This is a genomic window from Proteus terrae, from assembly GCF_003144325.1.
In the GTDB taxonomy this organism is placed as follows: domain Bacteria; phylum Pseudomonadota; class Gammaproteobacteria; order Enterobacterales; family Enterobacteriaceae; genus Proteus; species Proteus terrae.
Window position 1 is genome coordinate 117,875 of sequence record NZ_PENS01000005.1, and the last position, 20,334, is coordinate 138,208.

At 37.6% G+C, this 20,334-nt stretch carries 17 protein-coding genes and 1 pseudogene; 10 read left to right on the forward strand and 8 right to left on the reverse strand.

Features of this window, described 5'->3' with window-relative positions:
- Positions 1-14: 14 nt before the first annotated feature.
- Together DK857_RS05330 and DK857_RS05335 are read right to left on the reverse strand one after the other, a co-directional pair.
- Positions 15-626 (reverse strand): glutathione S-transferase family protein, encoded by a 612-nt coding sequence (locus DK857_RS05330; protein WP_109401727.1) that lies wholly within the window; start codon positions 624-626, stop codon positions 15-17.
- A 92-nt stretch (positions 627-718) separates the two neighbouring features.
- Positions 719-1,416 (reverse strand): annotated as a pseudogene (locus DK857_RS05335) (helix-turn-helix transcriptional regulator).
- A gap of 224 nt (positions 1,417-1,640) precedes the next feature.
- Here DK857_RS05335 and ypfJ point away from each other — a divergent pair.
- The 3 genes from ypfJ to DK857_RS05350 all read left to right on the forward strand — a co-directional run bounded on the left by ypfJ (position 1,641) and on the right by DK857_RS05350 (position 5,090).
- Complete coding sequence (gene ypfJ, locus DK857_RS05340; protein ID WP_109401728.1) at positions 1,641-2,525, forward strand: KPN_02809 family neutral zinc metallopeptidase; 885 nt, start codon at positions 1,641-1,643, stop codon at positions 2,523-2,525.
- Positions 2,526-2,586: 61 nt separating this feature from the next.
- Entirely contained in the window at positions 2,587-3,039 is a 453-nt protein-coding gene (locus tag DK857_RS05345) for a DUF441 domain-containing protein (RefSeq protein ID WP_006533030.1), read from the forward strand.
- Between the two features lie 2 nt (positions 3,040-3,041).
- Complete coding sequence (locus DK857_RS05350) at positions 3,042-5,090, forward strand: tRNA(Met) cytidine acetyltransferase TmcA (RefSeq protein ID WP_109393977.1); 2,049 nt, start codon at positions 3,042-3,044, stop codon at positions 5,088-5,090.
- Here DK857_RS05350 and DK857_RS05355 read toward each other — a convergent pair.
- Complete coding sequence (locus tag DK857_RS05355) at positions 5,053-5,262, reverse strand: YpfN family protein (protein ID WP_109393976.1); 210 nt, start codon at positions 5,260-5,262, stop codon at positions 5,053-5,055. The two genes, DK857_RS05350 and DK857_RS05355, sit on opposite strands and share 38 nt — an antisense overlap.
- A gap of 98 nt (positions 5,263-5,360) precedes the next feature.
- Between DK857_RS05355 and DK857_RS05360 the strand changes: the two genes are divergently transcribed.
- A complete protein-coding gene (locus DK857_RS05360; RefSeq protein WP_109401729.1) occupies positions 5,361-5,744 on the forward strand; it encodes a DUF454 family protein in 384 nt (127 codons plus the stop codon).
- A gap of 2 nt (positions 5,745-5,746) precedes the next feature.
- Here the strand turns inward: DK857_RS05360 and DK857_RS05365 are convergent, their stop codons facing one another.
- Genes DK857_RS05365 through DK857_RS05375 form a run of 3 tightly spaced genes read right to left on the reverse strand, consistent with a single transcriptional unit; the run spans position 5,747 to position 7,919 of the window.
- The gene (locus DK857_RS05365; RefSeq protein WP_109393974.1) at positions 5,747-6,415 is read right to left on the reverse strand and encodes a M15 family metallopeptidase; all 669 of its coding nucleotides are present in this window, start codon (positions 6,413-6,415) and stop codon (positions 5,747-5,749) included.
- Entirely contained in the window at positions 6,412-7,542 is a 1,131-nt protein-coding gene (dapE, locus tag DK857_RS05370; RefSeq protein ID WP_109401730.1) for a succinyl-diaminopimelate desuccinylase, read from the reverse strand. Before dapE ends, DK857_RS05365 begins: the two co-directional genes overlap by 4 nt.
- 5 nt (positions 7,543-7,547) lie before the next feature.
- Entirely contained in the window at positions 7,548-7,919 is a 372-nt protein-coding gene (locus DK857_RS05375; RefSeq protein ID WP_109393972.1) for an ArsC family reductase, read from the reverse strand.
- A gap of 206 nt (positions 7,920-8,125) precedes the next feature.
- Between DK857_RS05375 and DK857_RS05380 the strand changes: the two genes are divergently transcribed.
- On the forward strand, positions 8,126-8,686 hold the full coding sequence (locus DK857_RS05380) for a hypothetical protein (protein WP_098942509.1): 561 nt from the start codon (positions 8,126-8,128) through the stop codon (positions 8,684-8,686).
- Positions 8,687-8,765: 79 nt separating this feature from the next.
- Here DK857_RS05380 and DK857_RS05385 read toward each other — a convergent pair whose 3' ends face one another.
- Entirely contained in the window at positions 8,766-9,389 is a 624-nt protein-coding gene (locus tag DK857_RS05385; protein WP_075671862.1) for a response regulator, read from the reverse strand.
- 556 nt (positions 9,390-9,945) lie between these two features.
- Between DK857_RS05385 and maeB the strand changes: the two genes are divergently transcribed.
- The 5 genes from maeB (at position 9,946) to DK857_RS05410 (ending at position 18,713) form a co-directional block, all read left to right on the forward strand.
- Positions 9,946-12,228 (forward strand): NADP-dependent oxaloacetate-decarboxylating malate dehydrogenase, encoded by a 2,283-nt coding sequence (maeB, locus tag DK857_RS05390; RefSeq protein WP_109401731.1) that lies wholly within the window; start codon positions 9,946-9,948, stop codon positions 12,226-12,228.
- Positions 12,229-12,409: 181 nt separating this feature from the next.
- A complete protein-coding gene (locus DK857_RS05395) occupies positions 12,410-13,279 on the forward strand; it encodes a ChaN family lipoprotein (RefSeq protein WP_109401732.1) in 870 nt (289 codons plus the stop codon).
- 45 nt (positions 13,280-13,324) lie between these two features.
- A complete protein-coding gene (locus tag DK857_RS05400) occupies positions 13,325-14,107 on the forward strand; it encodes an energy transducer TonB family protein (protein ID WP_227003121.1) in 783 nt (260 codons plus the stop codon).
- A gap of 27 nt (positions 14,108-14,134) precedes the next feature.
- Positions 14,135-16,303 (forward strand): S9 family peptidase, encoded by a 2,169-nt coding sequence (locus tag DK857_RS05405; protein ID WP_109401734.1) that lies wholly within the window; start codon positions 14,135-14,137, stop codon positions 16,301-16,303.
- 166 nt (positions 16,304-16,469) lie between these two features.
- Positions 16,470-18,713: a TonB-dependent receptor gene (locus DK857_RS05410; RefSeq protein WP_109401735.1), complete on the forward strand. Its 2,244-nt coding sequence runs from the start codon at positions 16,470-16,472 to the stop codon at positions 18,711-18,713.
- A gap of 107 nt (positions 18,714-18,820) precedes the next feature.
- Here DK857_RS05410 and xseA read toward each other — a convergent pair whose 3' ends face one another.
- Complete coding sequence (gene xseA / locus DK857_RS05415; RefSeq protein ID WP_109401736.1) at positions 18,821-20,203, reverse strand: exodeoxyribonuclease VII large subunit; 1,383 nt, start codon at positions 20,201-20,203, stop codon at positions 18,821-18,823.
- Positions 20,204-20,334: the final 131 nt, after the last annotated feature.

Consider the following 20,334-nt stretch of genomic DNA (forward strand, 5'->3'; position numbering starts at 1 on the left):
AATAATAAGAAAATTTATCGTAAATCTAAGCTTTCTAATAATTGTTTAATTTCTTTATTAAGCGCAAGGCTATCAATATATTGGTTAATCAGTGGTGTAGGTTGGATAAATGCATACTTGCATAAAAATATAAGGAAATAGCCCACATACACATCAACGGCCATCATATTTTTACCACAAAGATAAGGTTTAGCGCTGGCTAAGCCCGTTTCTAAGCAATGAAAAGTGCGTTCAAAAGAACCAAAACCAGATGATTTTTGCTGCTCTTCATTAAGTTTAATACCAAGCTCTTTTACGGTGAATGCCGCTTCAATAGGGCCTGTGGTAAAAAAGAACCAACGATAATAAGCAGCGCGCTCAGGTGAATTAAGGGCAGGAGCAAATCCTTTTTCAATAAACTTGTCTGCTAAATAAGCACAAATTGCTGCTGTCTCTGTAACGACGATTTCACCATCAACTAATGCCGGAACTTTTGCCATTGGATTAATAGCAAGATATTCAGGGGTACGCATAGGTTCGCCATATTCTAATTCAACACGCTGATAAGACACATCTAATATTTTTAAGAAAAGCTCAGCTGTGTTACCACGAGACATTGCATTAGTATAAAGAATAAGCTCACTCATAATGTTTCCTTACTGTGTTGATTAATATGATATTGTTTAAACTGAAATAGCTAAGCTAAGAACAGCAAGGAAGATATTATCCAAATCGTGTGTCAATTCTTGTCAGGAGTCTCTTTCAATATCTCTTTTTTCCAACGTGAGAATAAATAGCTTTTTGGGTAAGGCAAATTATCACCTAAGACTTCATAAGAGATAATACGATCAAGCCTAAAATGGCGATAGCTTTGGCGTAATTCACACCATGCTGCAATAACCTGAGGATCTTGAAAATAACCTACAGCAATAGGCCAAATAATCCGAGTGCTTAATTTTTTTGGGCATCCTGATAATCTATTTTTGCTTTCTTTTCTTCGCGTAAACTAAAACGCATATCTTTAGCAATGGTATGATTAACTTCAATAATTCGGTTAGTGGGAACAAATAATGTGTTTTGTTCAAGTAAGGTTTGGTACTGTGTTGTTACCACTGCATTGATTTTATTAATTGCCCGTAATGCCGAGTGACTTAATTCTTTATCTGTATGACTTTCTACCCAACGTAGGCCTAAAACAAGCGCTTCAAGTTCATTAATATCAAAGGTTAATGGTGGCAGGAGTAAGCCTGATTTTAGTTGATAACCTATACCAGCTTCCCCCGTGATTTCAGCACCTTGATTACGCAAAGATTCAATATCACGATAAATAGATCTGACACTAATTTGCAATTTATCTGCTAGCGCTTCTGCCGTTATCGGATAGCGATTTTCTTTTAAAATCTGCAATAAAGTGAGTAAACGTTGAGTTCGAGTCATTAAATTATCTATTTATTAGTGAAGAAAAAACACAAAGGTAAGAAATAAGAATTCTATTATGAAATGACTAGGATGTGTTGAGTTATTTTCTCTAATAGTCTCTATTATCTTGTTCTCAAAAAATAGGGAATAGAGATTGCAATTTTTTGTTATTATCTCAAATCAAGTAACAAATTTGTTCATAATAAAGCTAAAGTCGTCTATTTAAACTGTGGGGATAAGTTATGCGTTGGAATGATCGCCGAAGAAGTGACAATGTTGAAGATAGAAGAGGGCAATCTTCCTCCGCATCAGGCGGTGGTAATCTTCCATTAGGATTAATTACACTTTTATTACGCACTAAATACGGATTTGTGGTTATTATTATTTTAGTGATAGCCAGTTTTATGGGATTTGATCTTAACTCATTAACTGGTGAAACCAACCAAGCACCACAACGAAGCGAACAACAAAGTGCCCTTTATAATGAAGCAGCAGATTTTAGTAGCGTTGTTTTAGCTAGTACGGAAGATTTTTGGCAAACTATTTTTGCACAAGCGGGCAAACAATATAGCTATCCTAAACTTGTTTTATATACCAATAGCACCACAACGCAATGCGGCACAGGTACAAAAATAATGGGGCCTTTTTATTGCCCTGCGGATAGAAAAATTTATCTTGATCTCTCTTTTTATAATGAAATGAAACATAGCCTAGGTGGCGGCGGTGAATTTGCTCAAGGTTATGTGATTTCGCATGAAGTAGGGCACCATGTTCAGCATTTATTAGGTATTACTAATCAAATGCGTGAAAAACAGCAAATGGCACGCTCAAAAGCAGAAGCGAATCGTTTATCCGTAAAATTAGAACTGCAAGCAGACTGTTTTGCTGGAATGTGGGGACACTTTATTGCAGGTGAAGGTCGTATTGATGAAAGCGATTTATTAACAGCGATTAAAACGGCGCAAGCGATCGGTGATGACAAATTACAGAAACAGCAACAAGGTTATGCCGTACCTGATAGCTTTACACACGGTACTGCAGAGCAACGTAAAACTTGGTTTATGCGTGGCTATAACAGTGGCAATATCAAATCTTGCGATACATTTGCTTCTTCGTCTTTGAACTAATACCATTCGCCAATAAATAAAAGACAATTAACGCTATAAAGAGAAAGGCTTAGGAACAAACATGAGTAACGTTGATCCCTCACTATTAATTTTGCTGGTTCTCGCCGGACTTGGCATTATTAGTCATAATATGACTGTAACGTTAGCAATGCTTGCTTTGCTAGTGATTAAAATCACGCCTCTAAATCAATATTTTCCTGTTGTTGAAAAATATGGCATGACCATCGGGATCTTAATTTTGACTATTGGAGTAATGACACCCATTGCAACGGGGCGTATTTCAGGGCAAGAAGTTCTTAACTCATTTTTAAACTGGAAATCATTGTTAGCGATTGCAATAGGTATCGCGGTTTCTTGGCTAGGTGCACGAGGTGTTTCTTTAATGAATAACCAGCCTTCAACAGTTGCTGGCTTATTAGTGGGAACCGTCATTGGTGTAGCACTTTTCCGAGGTGTGCCTGTGGGGCCATTAATTGCAGCCGGTATTCTTTCATTGTTAATCGGTAAATCCTAGCTGTGCCAGTTTCCTATTTACATCAATATCAGCAAAAGTTAGCCCAATTAGGGCAACGTCAGTTATTGCTACTAGCGGGTGATCCTACATGGCAAATGACGCAGATCCAGCAAATTACTCAATTATGCCAAGGAGACTGGGTCACAATTTCTTCCAATCAACCCCATGCTATTTTGCCTGAACAAGCGATTCGCCTGCTAGGGCGTGAGTTTTTACATGCTATTTTTGATGCCAATGAGGGATTTAATACTGATGCTTTAGCCATGTTAACGGGCACATTAAAAGCAGGTAGTTTATTGATTTTGTGTTTACCTAATATTGAAAGCTGGGATAGTTATATCGATAACGATAGTCAGCGCTGGAATGATGCTCAAGGCGTACTTTCAACACCAAATTTTATGGCATGGCTAAAAAATATTACTTTAGGTAATGTTCAAGGGATTGTCTGGCAACAATCAAAGCCATTTCAATTCCCCTCATTGATTGAAAAAACTAAGCTTTGGGCGCTTCCAGAAGGTAAACCGACCGCAGAGCAGCAAGCGATTTTAGATAGTTTACTCTCATCGACATCCGGTGTTTGGAGTGTTATTGCACCAAGAGGCAGAGGGAAGTCAGCGCTGGCAGGAATGTTTATTGAGCGATATCAGGGAAATGTACTGGTATGTGCGCCAGCTAAAAATAGTACAGATGTTTTATTTTCACACACCAATAAAGTCATTTCATTTTATTCTCCAGATAATTTATTAGCGCTATGCATAAATAACGAAATTCAAAGTGATTGGCTGATTATTGATGAGGCAGCTTCTCTACCTATTGCACAACTAGAAGCACTTTGTGGTTATTTCCCTCATGTATTAATGACAACCACAGTGCAAGGTTATGAGGGAACAGGGCGTGGTTTTATGCTGAAGTTAGGAGATAACATTCCTAATTTACGTACACTTCAATTACAAACGCCCATTCGTTGGGCTAAAGATTGCCCATTAGAAAATTGGCTTAATCAATTGTTATTGCTTGATGAGTTTGAGTATGATTTTAAACGCCAGCAACAAGGTGAGGTCGATATCCACCAGATCCAAGGAAATTGGCACAATAACATTTCACAACTACATGATTTTTATCAATTGCTTACTAGTGCGCATTATCGAACAACGCCACTTGATCTACGACGTTTACTCGATGGTCAAAAGCAGCGTTATTGGTCAGCATCCATTAATAAAAAAATCGTGGGTGCTGTGTGGTGTATTGAAGAAGGTGGGCTATCTTTCGACCTCGCTCATGATGTCTGGCTAGGGACTCGTAGGCCTAGAGGTAATCTGGTTGCTCAATCATTAGTAACTTATGGTTTAACACCTGATGCAATGTGTTTGAATTCATTGCGTATTAGCCGCATTGCTGTTTTGCCTCAATATCGACGTCAAAAAATTGCTGCAACTTTAATTGCTAATATTGTAAAAGAAAGCCAAAAACAGACTATTGATTATCTTTCTGTAAGCTTTGGTTACACTGAGGTGTTGGCGCGATTTTGGATGCAATGTGGCTTTCAAATAGTGCGATTAGGAGTACATAAAGAGGCGAGCAGTGGATGTTATGCCGCAATGGCGATTTATCCATTAACAGAAAAAGGCAAACAGTTATTGCACTCTTCTTTACGCGCTTTTGCTTTGCAATATCCGCAGATAGAACAGCAAACGAAACTCTGTTTAGCGGATAAGTTAATACCAAGTCATATTGCTACACCACAAGACGACTGGTTAATGATGGCGGGTTTTGCATTTGCTCATCGACCAGCCCTTACTGTTTATGAGAGTGTTGCTAACTTTTTGGTGGGTTATGAGCAACACTATCCGTTATTAGAGGCTTTTTTTGTAGACAAAAAGTCAGTTGAGCAGTGTGTGACTGAGTTTTCTTTATTAGGAAAAAAAGCCTTAACTAAGCAATTAAGAGAGCAATGCGCGCAATTAATGGCTGAAAAAGATGCTCAGTTAACATCGCGTTATCAACAGGGGTTAGCTACTTATTCTCATCCTTCTTGTTTTGATTTTGTTTAGGCCAATCATCTTCATCATCCCATTTATCATTAAAATCACGATGTGGTGGTAACTTTCGCTTATTTTTAAGAAATTGCTTGGGATCGATTTTATTCATATCTTTAATAGCGTTAATAATAATTCCTACTAAAAGAATTATGATTACCCACCAATAGTCAGCAAGCCAGTGCATAAATAAGCCTTCTATTTTAAAATTGTTGTTGAGAATGAGGATCTTTTTTATTTACTCTATAAAATAACGCAATAAAGCATGAGTTGGAAAAGCACAGCATGAAACGGATATTATTGATTATAGCAGGTTGGTTATGTGTGGGATTAGCCACATTAGGGGTGATTTTACCTGTATTACCTACTACACCTTTCTTATTACTAGCCGCATGGTGTTTTTCTCGTTCGTCAAAGCGTTTCCATTATTGGTTACTTTATCGCTCTTGGTTTGGCCCTTATTTACGATATTGGCAAACTTATCGCGCTATGCCTAAAGGGGCAAAACCTAAAGCCATCTTAGTGATCTTAATTACCTTTGCGATTTCACTGTGGTTAGTGTCTATGCTTTGGATCAGAATATTATTGCTAATAATCTTAGTGTGTTTGTTGATATTTATGTGGAGACTTCCCGTTAACGATCAACAAGAAGCCCCATGTGAAAAATAACGTTATTCAGGCAAAACAATGTAACGTGCAAATATTTCATCAAGATTAGCTAGTAGCCACTGTTTACCATAAATATTTTCTTCTTCTAACACCGATTTTAGAATATCAGGTGTGTAAGCAAGCGAAGCTTCATGAGAAAGAGGCCAGTAACTAATATGCCAAGGTTCATAAGCAATATCGCTCTCTTTATGAGTAAAAGGGCGATAAAAATCATACGCTGACATATTCTCTGTTAACCATTCATTAAGTTCTGCAAAATAGCCACCTTCTTCATATTCCCAAGGTTCTAATTGTAATGATTGACCTTCAGGTAAGCGAAAAGGATCGTAAATATCAATCTCAGTACCCCAATGATGGCGACTTGCACCGGGCAAGGCTGACCATTTTAAAATAGCGAGACAGCGTTCACCTTCTGATAATGCATGAATATCCATTGGCTGGCTTTGTGCATCTAAAACAGGGCGACTACCTTCAAACTTTCCATTCCATATCGCTAATTGGCGATTGAAATCACGAAAAGAGCTAGCTGGCATTAATTTAAAGCCTGCTTTTGTGGCTTGTTGCTGTAACGCTAAAAAAGCCTTCGTGGCATTAAACTGTAAGCGATGCTGACCGGATAAAGTGACTAAATGATCGGTAGAACGGCCCGTTAGCATTAAAGGCGTTATCATAAAATAAGTTGCTCCATAACCCGCTGATAAATTCGGCTAAGTTGTTGTAAATCGGCTGCATTAACACACTCATTAACTTTATGGATTGTTGCATTAACGGGGCCTAATTCGACAACTTGTGCTCCCATTTGGGCGATAAATCTGCCATCAGAAGTGCCTCCACTGGTGGAGAGTTCTGGCTCTAAATTGGTGTAATGCTTAACTGAGTAGCGTACTGCTTCAAGTAATTTGCCTTGCCCAGTAATAAAAGGCTGACCAGATAACGACCATTCTAATTGGTAGCGAAGTTGGTGCTTTTGTAATAACGCTTCTGTGCGTTGACGAATTTCATCATCCGTAATTGCGGTACTAAAGCGAAAATTAAATTGAATAAACAGCTCACCGGGGATCACATTATTACTGCCTGTACCTGCATGAATACTGGCAATTTGCATAGTGGTGGCTGGGAAAAACTCATTGCCTTCATCCCAAACGGTATTAACAAGTTCTTGGATAAAAGGAGAGGCAAGATGAATAGGATTTTCTGCAAGGTGAGGATAAGCGACATGACCTTGCACACCTTGAATAATTAAATTTGCTGTTATTGAGCCTCGACGACCATTTTTTACCATATCACCTAAATGATGTTGGCTTGAAGGTTCACCTACAAGGCAATAATCAAGGCGTTCGCCACGTGATATTAATGATTGTACGACCTTAACCGTACCATCTGCGGCTTTAGCTTCTTCATCTGATGTAATTAAAAAAGCGAGTCGCCCACGGTGATCAGGATAAGAGCGAACAAAGCGCTCAGCTGCTACAATCATGGCAGCAAGCGAGCCTTTCATATCTGCCGCTCCGCGCCCATATAACATACCATCACGAATAGACGGTTCAAAAGGTGGGTTATCCCATAAATTAGGATCACCTGTTGGTACAACATCAGTATGGCCAGCAAAAGCCAGCGTTTCACCTTCACCACCACGGCAAGCCCAGAGATTTTCAGTTTCACCAAAAGGCATTCTTTCAATAGTAAAACCAAGAGGGGCAAGCCTATCAATAATCAATTGCTGACAACCTTGATCATCAGGGCTGATTGATGGACGCGAAATCAGTTGTTGTGCAAGCTCAATAACAGGGCAGGACATAAAAATTAGGCTCCTGTAAAGGTCGAATAATCATTGGTATCAAAACCAACAATAAAACGGTTGTCAGATGATACAAGAATAGGACGTTTAATAATGGCTGGTTTATCTAACATAAGTGAAATTGCTGAGGTAACATCATTGATTGCGTTCTTTTCTTCATCGGATAATTGACGCCAAGTTGTTCCTCTTTTATTCACAAGTGTCTGCCAATCTAAATTTTCTGTAAAGGTGCGTAATAATGCTTCCGTCAAACCCTCTTTGCGGTAATCATGAAACGCGTAAGGAATATGATTATCATCTAACCATTTACGCGCTTTTTTGATGGTATCGCAATTTTTTATGCCGTACATGGTATATGTCAGGTTTGTCGTGGACATGATATTTTCCTTATATGACAATACGTAATATTAGTATTGATGTGAATGAGTGTTATACAATTCCAAAATAACAGCTTTTGTTGTAGTGAAAAATCCTATTTACATTATAAAATATATCGGATATTAAACTGTCACGTTAGTGTAACGAATTGTGTAGCGTAGAGTAATACAAATACGAATAAAGATTTCCGTTGGTAAAAGAAAATATGAAAAGTATTTCACTGAGTCTTATATTGCTTTTACTCTCTTCTTTTAGCTGGGCAGACGAAGAAAAAAACAGTTCAAAAGTTGATGAGTATAAAATAGCCTTAGAGGCTTTTTTTAACAGTGATTATTTATTGTGTTTGGGCGAAGGGAAATGGCCTGTGTACAGCAATGAAGATGATGCACCTTGGGTATTAGAAAGAATGCATGCATTAGTCGAAGCAGGATTGATTGAACAAACCGCAAATGGAGAAGAGTGGGTGTTCAATCTTAGTGAAAAAGGGCGCAAAGCTTGGCAACCTTATCAAGACTTCTGTTATGGTCATCTTTTCATTAGTCAGATAAAAGAAATTCAGCCAATAGGCTCAGGTAAAAGTAAAATTTATTTCTATTATGGAGTGAAAGGTATTCCTTCATGGGCAACCAATGAAGAAATACAATCTGCTTTTAGCGAACTTGATATTGTGATTAATGGGATAAACCGAGAGCTGTATCAGTTAAATATCGAAAAACTACCTGATAATCATTTTAAAGTATTGAGTTATCCAGTACCTATTGAGTAATAAATGACTTAATGCAGTCTTAAGTGAAATATTAAAACGATATATCTTATTACCCCGACCTAGTGTCGGGGTAAAACGTTTAGTGCTGATGCTTAATAAGAATAAGGCTGGCAGCTAAACGAGAAGTGACTTGCAGTTTCTTTAAAATATTACGAATGTGAACTTTCACTGTTTCTTCAGAAATAAATAAATTCTCAGCAATTTGCTTATTTTTCATTCCAGCAGACACTTCATGAAGAACATCCAACTCTCTTTTAGTCAACGCTGAAAGTGGATCTGAATAGTTTTGTCTAAGCTGAATATATTGCCACACTCGCTCGCTATAAACTGGATGCCCAACAGCTGCTTTGCGTAGGCTAAGTAATAGCATGTCTAACTCACACTCTTTTAAAAGATAACCGTTTGCGCCTGCATCCAACGCAGCATAAACATCATTACGTGAATCAGAAACGGATAAAACAAGAACATAAGATGTTAAACCAGAGCGGCGAAGTGTTCGAATAATATCAATACCTGAACGCCCTTGTAGATTTAAATCCATCATAATTAAGTCTGGATTCAATTGTTTTGCAGCGGTTACAGCCTCTTGAGCATTGCCACTTTCGCTTACTACGACAAAATCCTTGTCTTTTTCTAACAATAGCCGTAATCCATATCTCATGATAGGGTGATCATCCACTATCATAATTGAGTAGCTAGGCATAACCCCTCTCCCTAAAAAAAAATAATAATGTGTGTAATCTTTCCAATAGCAGAAAATAAAAAAGTAAATTCCAAATGAGGAATAAAAATTAGAATCAGACATCTTATTAAAAGAATAAGAAAATAAAATTGACGGTTGGCAATATTACACCAATTATTGTTACGGGTAAAAAAGAAAATAACCAAAAAGACTAACAAAAAATCTAATTCTATAAAATCCTTATAGTTACAATGAGTTGTGCGGAAGTGAGGCTATTTTAAAAATAATCAACAAGTGAAAATAGTTATTGTTTTTTTAAACTATATAAAAAATTTAATTATTTTAAATGTTAATTTAATATCTGGTAAATAATAAACAAATATTGTCTTTTTTCTGTTCGAGTTTATTACACAGATGAAATTAAATAGCGTTAATAATATACCTATAATTAGGTATTAATGGTTTATAATGGATCTCGTTTACTAATTTGAAAAAAGTGTCGGAGCCGTCATGATTTAACGCTCCATTACCATTATACTAACGAAGCCCTTACCCTATTGATACAAAGGATATGAAGATGGAAGACAAATTAAAACAAAGCGCTCTAGATTTTCATGAATTTCCCGTACCAGGCAAAATCACAGTAACACCGACAAAATCACTCATAACTCAACGTGATTTAGCATTAGCTTATTCACCGGGTGTCGCCGCTCCTTGTTTAGAAATTGCAGCCGATCCTCTTGCCGCTTATCGCTACACAGCCAAAGGCAACCTTGTCGCAGTGATTTCAAATGGTACTGCAGTACTTGGACTTGGAAATATCGGTGCCTTAGCAGGTAAGCCTGTGATGGAAGGTAAAGGCGTTTTGTTTAAGAAGTTTTCTGGCATTGATGTTTTTGACATCGAAGTTAATGAGACAGATCCTGATAAACTCGTTGATATTATTGCATCATTAGAGCCAACATTTGGTGGTATTAACCTTGAAGACATTAAAGCCCCAGAGTGTTTCTATATTGAGAAAAAACTGCGCGAGAAAATGAACATTCCTGTATTCCATGATGATCAGCATGGTACAGCGATTATTTCTACAGCCGCTATTCTCAATGGCTTACGTATTATTAAAAAAGAGATCAGCAAAGTAAAATTAGTGGTATCAGGAGCCGGTGCCGCATCTATTGCATGTATGAACTTATTGGTTGCTTTAGGGTTAACACGCGAAAACATCACTGTATGTGACTCTAAAGGGGTTATCTACCGCGGTCGTGAAGCCAATATGGCAGAAACTAAAGCGGCTTATGCGATTGAAGATAACGGTACTCGTACATTAGATGATGTTATTAATAATGCCGACATCTTTTTAGGTTGTTCAGGGCCGGGCGTATTAACGCAAGAAATGGTCAAAAAAATGGCACGCGACCCTCTTATTCTCGCGCTTGCAAACCCAGAGCCTGAAATTTTACCACCGCTAGCAAAAGCAGTACGTTCAGATGCGATTATCTGCACAGGACGTTCTGACTACCCAAACCAGGTTAATAACGTATTGTGTTTCCCATTCATTTTCCGTGGCGCATTAGACGTTGGTGCGACTACAATTAATGAGGAAATGAAACTCGCCTGTGTTCATGCTATTGCAGAATTAGCGTTAGCAGAACAAAACGAAGAAGTTGCTTCTGCTTATGGTGATCAGGAGCTCTCTTTTGGCCCTGAATACATTATTCCAAAACCATTTGATCCACGTTTGATTGTGAAAATTGCACCGGCAGTTGCAAAAGCAGCGATGGATTCTGGTGTTGCGACACGTCCAATTGAAGACTTCTCTGTTTATATCGAACACCTTAATGAGTTTGTTTATAAAACGAACTTATTTATGAAACCTATTTTCTCTCAAGCGAAAAAAGAGAAAAAACGTATTGTGTTAGCAGAAGGGGAAGAAAACCGCGTACTACATGCAACACAAGAGCTAGTAACATTAGGGTTAGCCACACCAATCTTAATTGGTCGTCCTAGTGTGATTGAAATGCGTATTCAGAAATTGGGTTTACATATTAAAGCTGGTAAAGACTTTGAAGTGGTGAATAATGAAAATGATCCACGTTTCAAAGAGTACTGGCAAGAATATCACCAAATCATGAAACGTCGTGGTGTATCACAAGAGCAAGCTCGCCGTGCAATGATTGGTAATCCAACACTGATTGGTGCCATTATGGTTCGCCGAGGCGAAGCGGATGGCCTGATTTGCGGTACAGTAGGTAGCTATTCTGAACATTTTGAAGTCTATAAAAATGTGTTCGGCTTACGTGAAGGAATGGAAACGGCTGGCGCAATGAACGCACTGTTATTGCCAAGTGGTAACACTTTTATTACAGATACTTACGTTAATGAAGATCCAACCGCAGAACAACTAGCCGATATAACGATTATGGCTGCTGATACTATCCGTCGATTTGGTATTGAACCAAAAGCAGCGCTAGTTTCTCGTTCGAGCTTCGGTTCATTCGATAGCCCATCTTCAATCAAACTCAGAAAAGCATTAGAGATAATCAAACAACGCGCACCTGAATTAGAAATTGACGGTGAAATGCACGCAGATGCGGCATTAGTAGAGTCTATTCGCCGTGATGTGATGCCTGATAGCCCATTAAAAGGCTCCGCAAACCTGTTAGTTATGCCAACAATGGAAGCTGCACGTATTAGCTATAACTTATTACGTGTAACTAGCTCTGATGGTGTAACAGTAGGGCCAGTATTAATGGGTGTTGCTAAACCAGCTCATATTTTGACACCAATTGCGTCAGTACGTCGTATCGTGAATATGGTGGCATTAGCTGTTGTTGAAGCTCAGGCACAATCTCAAAACTAATTTTACTAATTAGATAGTTACATCTATAAAGCGCCTTTTATCAGGCGCTTTTTTTGTGTCCTTAAAATAGTCATAAAATCATTAAATGCAAATTAATATAAGAATGATATTGATAATTATTAGTAATGGCATTAACCTATTTGTCCAATTAAAATAAGTATATATAACTAATGGGATGATTATGTTTTTCTCAATATCAAAAAGGATCTTACTACTAGTTTCATTAATTAGTCTTTCTGCCTGTCATTCGATAGAAAAACAACCTGCATCAACTATAGATCTGGCAATTATTCAGTCGGCAAACATCATTGATACTCAGACTGGGCAATCCATCACAGCAGATACATTGTTAACACGATTAGCAAGTCAATCACGAGTGATTATTGGTGAAAAACATGACAATACTTATCATCATGATATTGAATATTGGTTAATGACAGAGTTACCTAAAAAACGCCCTCAAGGAGCAGTTTTACTTGAGATGCTAACACCAAGCCAACAATCATTAGTTGATAACACAAAGAAACGTTATTCAGGCTCTGAATACTTACGTGATGAGCGATTAATGGCTGCATTAAAATGGAATTCAGGCTGGCCTTGGAAATGGTATGGCAATATTGTTAAAACAGGACTAAGCGCCAATTATCCTTTGTTAGCCGCCAATATTGATCGCAGTGAAATATCTAGTGCGTATAAAAATCCTCCTATTATTGATGGTGTGCATTCTACTGATACATCCGTTCGCCAACTTATTCAAAAAACAATCGAGCTTTCTCATGGTGGCGAGCTTGATAAAATACAAGCAGAAAAAATGACTGTTATCCAGCAATTGCGTGATCGTGCAATGGCTAAAAGTTTATTAGATGCTCCGACACCTGCACTTTTAATTGCGGGATCTTTTCATGCTACAAAAGTAATGGGCGTACCTTTACATGTTGCTGATTTAGCACCGAATGAAAACGTAACAGTCGTGATTATGACGGAAGAGGGAAGTGATGTTACTTCAGTTCATGCCGATTATCTTTGGATAACACCTGTCGCATTACCTTAATTTATTGATAACACAAATATGTTTATTTCTTCTTGTATGGATCAAATGCCAAAATTTCAGCTTTTTAGTTCTAAAGCCTTAATTTTGGCTATCGGTGTACATGCTGTTTTTGTTATGGCTTATTTTTATTTAAATAAAGAGAATAAGATATTTATACAAGAGCCCGAATTAGCTGTAATGATGAGCTTAAGTGAAAATGTACAAGCGCTCAGTGATGAAAAACAGGTTGTAGGAGTTGATCAACAACTGGCGGTGGCAAGCCAAAAAAAGGTAGAGCAAGATGTTGCTGAAAAACAGCCCGATCTGATTGTGAATGAAAATGCGGATATTTTACTCGAAAAACCGAAAAAAAGAGTCAATGTAGAGCAAACTGCTAAAGTAACTCCTGTTACCTCTCCTGTAAAACCTGCACCGATTATGAGTGAAAATGTGTCTAGCCAATCAGCACCTTCAAGCAGTCGCTCCGCGGCGAAACAGCAATCTAATGATGTTAGTGCAAATTATGACAGCGATTCAGATAGTTCAGAAAACGCATTAGCATTATGGCAAGCTAAAACAAAAGGGCATCTTAATCGCTATAAAGCCTATCCTGAAGAAGCAAAAAGCAAAGGTAGAACCGGTATTTCTAAAGTACGCTTTATTGTTGATGAACAAGGTTATGTCATATCGAGTGAACTAATTCTCAGTAGTGGCGTGCGCTCTTTAGATAGAGAAGCACAAAGAGTACTCAAACGCGCAGAGCCCTTACCTATACCGCCGATAGAGTTATTGTCGAAAGGTAAAATAATGGTTGAAATGCCAATTGAGTTTTCTACACTAACGTTCTAACGACAGGTTAAAAGGAAATAAAACGCTATGTTAATCGCAACAAAAAAACGGATGACGTTGAAATTAACGAGTGCGATCATGGCATTGTTAATTTCAGCAACACCTGCATTGGCTCAAAATCAGAAGGACTCCCTAGTGATGCCACCAAAAGCGAATAAAGTACCTCATGTGATGACAGATCATGGAGATACGCGCACCGATAATTATTATTGGCTACGAGATGATTCACGCAAAGATCCTAAAGTGCTTGATTATCTGAATGCCGAAAATGCTTATACCGAGTCTGTAATGAAAGAAGGTAAGGCATTAGAAGAAACACTCTTCAATGAGATGGTTAGCCGTATGGCTCAAAACGATGAGTCAGTACCTTATATTTATAATGGCTATACTTATCGTACTATTTATCAAGAAGGTAAAGATTTCCCTATTTATCAGCGTAAGCCTGTTAATAGTGAAGGTGAGTGGGAAGTCCTTGTTGATGGAAACGAACGTGCGAAAGGGCATGAATTCTATCAATTAGGTGATCTGACTATCAGCCCAGATAACAAACGCATTGCTATTGCAGAAGATAAAGAAGGGCGTAGAAACTACAATGTTGCCTATAAAGATTTGTCAGATAACACATGGAAAGAGAATGTATTAACCAATATCTCAGCAAACTTAGTATGGGCAAATGATAGCAAAACACTCTTTTATGTTGATAAAGATCCGCAAACGCTACTGCCTTATCAAATCTATCGCCATCAATATGACACTGATCGTAAACAAGACATCAAAATCTTCGAAGAAAACGACGATCGTTTTTATACCTGGATGGGTAAAAGTAAATCTGAAGATTACATTCTGGTCTCTATTGAAAGTTCAACTACTTCAGAGTCTCGCTTAATTGACGCTAATGCCCCAGAAAAACCAATGGTTATCTTCTCTGCACGTCAAGAAGGGCGCGAATATGATATCGACCATTTTAATGGTGAATTTTATATTCGCTCGAATCATGAGAGTGAATTGTTTGGTCTTTATAAAACATCATTCATTGATAAACCTTGGGAAACCGTCATTGCACCACAAAAAAATGTCGATTTAGAAGGTTTTGATCTCTTTAATCGCTGGTTAGTGGTTGAAGAAAGAAAGCAAGGCCTAGTGTCATTGCGTCAAATTGATTGGAAAACAGGTCAATCAACCAATGTCACATTTGACGATCCTGTTTATATGGCATGGTTAGGGTTTAATCCTCAAGCAGATAGTGAAGAGCTTCGCTTTGGTTATACATCCATGACAACACCATCTTCAACTTATCAATGGAATATGCAAACACATCAAAAGCAACTGCTTAAACAGCAAGAAGTGAAAGGCTTTGAACGTGATTTGTATGAAAGTGAGCGCATTTGGGTAAAAGCACAAGATGGTGTTGAAGTTCCCGTATCATTAGTTTATCGAAAAGACTTATTTAAGAAAGGTGAAAATCCTATCTTAATTTATGGTTATGGCTCTTACGGTAGTAGCATTGATCCATCATTTAGCTCACCTCGTTTAAGTTTGTTAGATAGAGGTTTTGTCTATGCGATTGTGCATGTGCGTGGTGGTGGTGAATTAGGTAAACGCTGGTATAACCAAGGTAAAATGGAACATAAAGTTAATACTTTTACTGACTTTATTGATGCCACTAAATACCTAATTGCTGGTGGTTACGGAGCACCTAAACATGTTTACGCTATGGGTGGCAGTGCTGGTGGTTTATTAATGGGCGCTGTTGTGAATATGGCGCCAGAATTATACCGTGGTGTTGTATCTCAAGTCCCATTTGTTGATGTTGTGACAACAATGCTAGATGCTTCAATTCCATTAACGACAGGGGAATATGAAGAGTGGGGAAATCCTGCCGATAAAGACGTTTATTTCCGCTTAAAATCATATAGCCCATACGATAATGTCGTTGCTAAGGCTTATCCTCATCTATTAGTCACTACAGGATTACATGATTCACAAGTACAATATTGGGAACCAGCAAAGTGGGTTGCTAAATTACGTGAATTAAAAACAGATAATAATCTATTATTACTTGATATTAATATGAGTGCGGGACACGGCGGTAAATCAGGACGTTTTAATCGCTTACGCGATACTGCAAAAGAATATGCCTTTATTTTGATGTTAGAACAACCTGAAGTCTATTTTAAAGCGCAAAATATAAAATAGAATAATCTGTAATAATAAATAAGTTTAATAAAATTAGCCTGTCTCTCTTTAAGGGAGACAGTGCTATTATTTAAAGCAAATATAACAATAATAATATTTTTTGATTTAATTACTTTATATAAAGCAACGTGAGCCTATTTAAATAAAAATAAAGAATAGGTTTATTATGAAATTTAAAAGGAAAATACTTAGCACTCTTATTTTATTTTCGGGTGTTAATCATCTTGTCATCGCATCTGAAGCGGATAAAGCGGTTCAATTTAGTAGCTTAAAAGTTTCATCAGCACAAAAAGAAACACCAGAACAAAAAGCATTGGGAAAACCAGGTGCTTATAGTTCTATTGGTGAAATTAATAATCTAGAGTCTGTTGAACAAGCATTACGATCAACACCTGGGACTTACACTCAAATGGATGTAAGTCAACCCGGTGTGAGTGTTAATATTCGCGGGCTTAGCGGTTTTGGGCGCGTTAATATGATGGTAGATGGTGTTACGCAAACGATGTATAGCACATCACCTAGTCAATATGCTCATGGCGCACAACCTTACAATCAATTTAATACCATGATTGATCCGAATTTTATTATTAAAATCGATATTTCTCGTGGTCAACAAGATGGTGAAAATAGTATTAATGCACTAGCAGGAAGTGCTAATTTTAAAACCATTGGTGTTGAAGATGTTTTATTTGAAAACCACTCTTGGGGTGTAAGAAGTAAAGCTGCTGGTGGTACGAATGGCTTAGGTTATAACGGCATGGTCGCGGTGGCAGGACAACGTTCATTATTTAATGATAATGGTACAGTTGGTGCGATGTTTGCGTTAAGTGGACATAAAATAGAGTCTTCTTATAAAAATGGTGCTGGTTTTAATAGTGAAGAATTTTCGACAAGCAAAGAGTTTAATCAAAGACCACACTCAGAACTCATTAAAATAAATATAAAACCAAATGATTCTCATGAATTAGAATTAAGTGGTCGTTTTTATAACAACAATTTTAATCGTCGAAAAATAGATGCTAAAGATTATTATGCGAAATATCGCTATACACCGTTAAATGATTTATTTGATAGTGAAATTCTGCTTAGCCACAGCCAAGCATCACAAAAATTTGAGGGTGATTCTCTTGTGAGTTTGCGAGAAGCAAATGCTAAAAATATATCAGACTCACTAGTGGCGAAAAATACCAGTCGCTTTAATTACGGTGAAATGGATATGGCATTAACACTTGGCTCTAAATTAATGTCAACAGAATACAAACGTAGTGTTATCGCCCCCTCCACTGATCCGTGGCAATCACAAAATATGGTTGAAAATAATGTGTTTGCACCACAAGGAAAAAATGATTTAACTAGCTTCTTTTCACAAATGAAATTTGAATACGATATTTATACTCTCGACCTAAATTTAAATTATGTGGATTACAATATAAAAGGGTATAAACCAGCGTGTGCTGCTCGTGATGCATGTTTCCCTGAAGGTGAAATGAATGTAAATCGTCATGATAGAAATTGGGATCCTGGGGTGTTATTTTCCGCTGAAATTATTTCTGAATTTCAGCCCTTTGTAAGTTATGCTCATACAATGAGAGCGCCCACCTCACAAGAGATCTTTTTTGCCAATGAAGGTGGGGCTTCAATGAATCCATATTTAAAGAGTGAAAAGGCTGATACATTCCAGCTTGGGTTTAATAGTTACCGTCCAGATTTAATTATCGAAGGTGATAGTTTTCGATTTAAAGGATTATGGTATTACACAAAGGTCAAAAATTATATTTCTAGTGAATCTTTTATCGTGTGTAAAGGAGGGATCCGTTGTAGAGTTGATGATACATTAACATTGGATGATTACGCCAATATGGAAAATGACGGTAATATTAATCTTCATACTAACAGTATCGATCCTGTGGTTTTACGTGGATATGAGTTACAAGCTAATTATGATGCAGAGGTATTTTACGCTAATCTGTCTTATAGTGATCAACGCACATCACAACCCACATCAATTGCTAGTTTAGATTTTGGACAAACACCTGCTTCTGAGCTTCCTAAATATTATGCCACTATAGATACAGGTATTCGTCTCTTTGATGACCGGTCATTAGAACTAGGTACTGTGATACAAATCACAGGAAAATCACGTAAATCTTCACCTGAAGGTGTTGATTTTGATACGGGTAAAGTCCCTATGGTGCAACAAGATAATATCCCAACGGTTATTGATCTTTATAGTAATTACAAAATTAATAAAAATATTTCTTTGAAGTTTGCTGTGCATAATTTAATGAATAAAAACTATTCTAATGCGCTTGATAGAAGTAATTCAGCACCAATAATGCAAGAGCCAGGAAGTAATACTCAAACTGCTCGAGGTCGAAGCTATTTATTTGCAGGAGAAGTCCGTTTTTAATGTAACGTAATAATTATCTTAAAGTATAAATAATAAAAAACGGCATCAATATTATTCTGATGCCGTTTTCCTTTTGTATTTATATTGATCTAAGCCATTTGATATGGCTAATCCTCATTTTTAGAGGCGGTCTTACGTTTAGCTCTTATCTTTTGTGTTTTAACCACTTCACTGGTGATCCAACCATCTTCAACACGCGTTTTTAGCGGATCACCCACTTTTACCTGTTTGGTATTTTTCAGCACTTCTCCAGACTCTGTTTCGCTAATACTGTAACCGCGAGAAAGTGTTGCGAGAGGACTCACACTTTCTAAACGAGAACAGCTAATAGCGAATTGTTCACGTTGACGAGATAACTGTTGTGAAATACTTTCTCGCATACGGTAAATCAACTGTTGTTGTTGGCGAAGTAATGCTTGAATTTGGGAACTAGGCTCTTGGTAATTAAGGCGTTTTTGTAGTTGTGTTTGTTGATGTTGTTTGGCTTGCAATAGTCGCTGAAAACTAGAAACTAAACGCTGTTGTGTTGAAGCCAATACATTTTGCTGACGAGCAAGACGTAAATGAGGATGTTGTTGCTGTAATCGATGATGAAGCTGTGTTATTGCACGTAATTTTTTCGCTAAGTAGTAATCCATTGCCATTTCAAGGCGTTGTTGTTGTGATTGTAATTGGCGCAATAGCTCAAGCTTGTTACGGCTGATTAGTTCTGCTGCTGCAGAAGGAGTTGGTGCTCTAAGGTCGGCAATAAAATCAGCTATGGTTACATCAGTTTCATGACCAACAGCACTTACAATCGGAATTTCGCTGGCAAAAATAGCACGAGCAACACGTTCATCATTAAATGCCCAGAGATCTTCTAACGAGCCACCGCCACGACCAACAATTAAAACATCACACTCTTTACGACGGTTAGCAAGTTCGATGGCATGAACAATCTGCATAGGCGCTTCAGCACCTTGAACCGCAGTTGGATAGATAAGAACAGGTAAAGAGGGATCACGACGACGAAGAATATTTAAAATGTCGTGCAGTGCTGCTCCTGTTGATGAAGTGATAACACCAATTTGTTGAGCAGGTGATGGCAGGGGTTTTTTATGAATAGCATCAAATAAACCTTCAGCACTGAGTTTTTGTTTTAATAGCTCAAATTGTTGTTGTAAAAGTCCGTCGCCAGCAGGTTGCATACTTTCAACAATCAATTGGTAATCACCTCTTGGCTCATACAATGTAATTGTTGCGCGCACTAAGACTTGCTGGCCATGTTGAGGGCGAAAAGTAACTTTAGTATTTTGCCCACGAAACATCGCCGCTCTAATTTGGGCATTAGTATCTTTTAACGTAAAATACCAGTGACCAGAAGAGGGTTGAGTAAAATTGGAAATTTCAGCGCTGATCCAAATGCGACCCATTTCCATTTCTAATAACTGGCGAACGGTCTTATTTAGACGGCTAACAGTAAAAATATTATTGTTTATCGGTAGTGTCATGTGAGCCAGATCAAATTTTAAAACAAAGACTTAATTGATTGATACTACCTAAGTTAGTGGCAGGATCAATAAAAATTTTGAAAAAAAGCTAGAAGCAACCGATTACGGTGTGTATAATTCCGCGGCAATAT

Bases quoted from the DNA above. Each gene is read 5' to 3' on its own strand.
- DK857_RS05355 (WP_109393976.1), bottom strand. From the start codon at position 5,262: ATGCACTGGCTTGCTGACTATTGGTGGGTAATCATAATTCTTTTAGTA.
- dapE (WP_109401730.1), bottom strand. From the start codon at position 7,542: ATGTCCTGCCCTGTTATTGAGCTTGCACAACAACTGATTTCGCGTCCA.
- DK857_RS05410 (WP_109401735.1), top strand. From the start codon at position 16,470: ATGAAATTTAAAAGGAAAATACTTAGCACTCTTATTTTATTTTCGGGT.
- DK857_RS05330 (WP_109401727.1), bottom strand. From the start codon at position 626: ATGAGTGAGCTTATTCTTTATACTAATGCAATGTCTCGTGGTAACACA.
- DK857_RS05380 (WP_098942509.1), top strand. From the start codon at position 8,126: ATGAAAAGTATTTCACTGAGTCTTATATTGCTTTTACTCTCTTCTTTT.
- DK857_RS05365 (WP_109393974.1), bottom strand. From the start codon at position 6,415: ATGATAACGCCTTTAATGCTAACGGGCCGTTCTACCGATCATTTAGTC.
- DK857_RS05405 (WP_109401734.1), top strand. From the start codon at position 14,135: ATGTTAATCGCAACAAAAAAACGGATGACGTTGAAATTAACGAGTGCG.
- maeB (WP_109401731.1), top strand. From the start codon at position 9,946: ATGGAAGACAAATTAAAACAAAGCGCTCTAGATTTTCATGAATTTCCC.
- DK857_RS05400 (WP_227003121.1), top strand. From the start codon at position 13,325: ATGCCAAAATTTCAGCTTTTTAGTTCTAAAGCCTTAATTTTGGCTATC.
- DK857_RS05360 (WP_109401729.1), top strand. From the start codon at position 5,361: ATGAAACGGATATTATTGATTATAGCAGGTTGGTTATGTGTGGGATTA.
- DK857_RS05395 (WP_109401732.1), top strand. From the start codon at position 12,410: ATGTTTTTCTCAATATCAAAAAGGATCTTACTACTAGTTTCATTAATT.
- ypfJ (WP_109401728.1), top strand. From the start codon at position 1,641: ATGCGTTGGAATGATCGCCGAAGAAGTGACAATGTTGAAGATAGAAGA.
- xseA (WP_109401736.1), bottom strand. From the start codon at position 20,203: ATGACACTACCGATAAACAATAATATTTTTACTGTTAGCCGTCTAAAT.
- DK857_RS05385 (WP_075671862.1), bottom strand. From the start codon at position 9,389: ATGCCTAGCTACTCAATTATGATAGTGGATGATCACCCTATCATGAGA.
- DK857_RS05375 (WP_109393972.1), bottom strand. From the start codon at position 7,919: ATGTCCACGACAAACCTGACATATACCATGTACGGCATAAAAAATTGC.
- DK857_RS05345 (WP_006533030.1), top strand. From the start codon at position 2,587: ATGAGTAACGTTGATCCCTCACTATTAATTTTGCTGGTTCTCGCCGGA.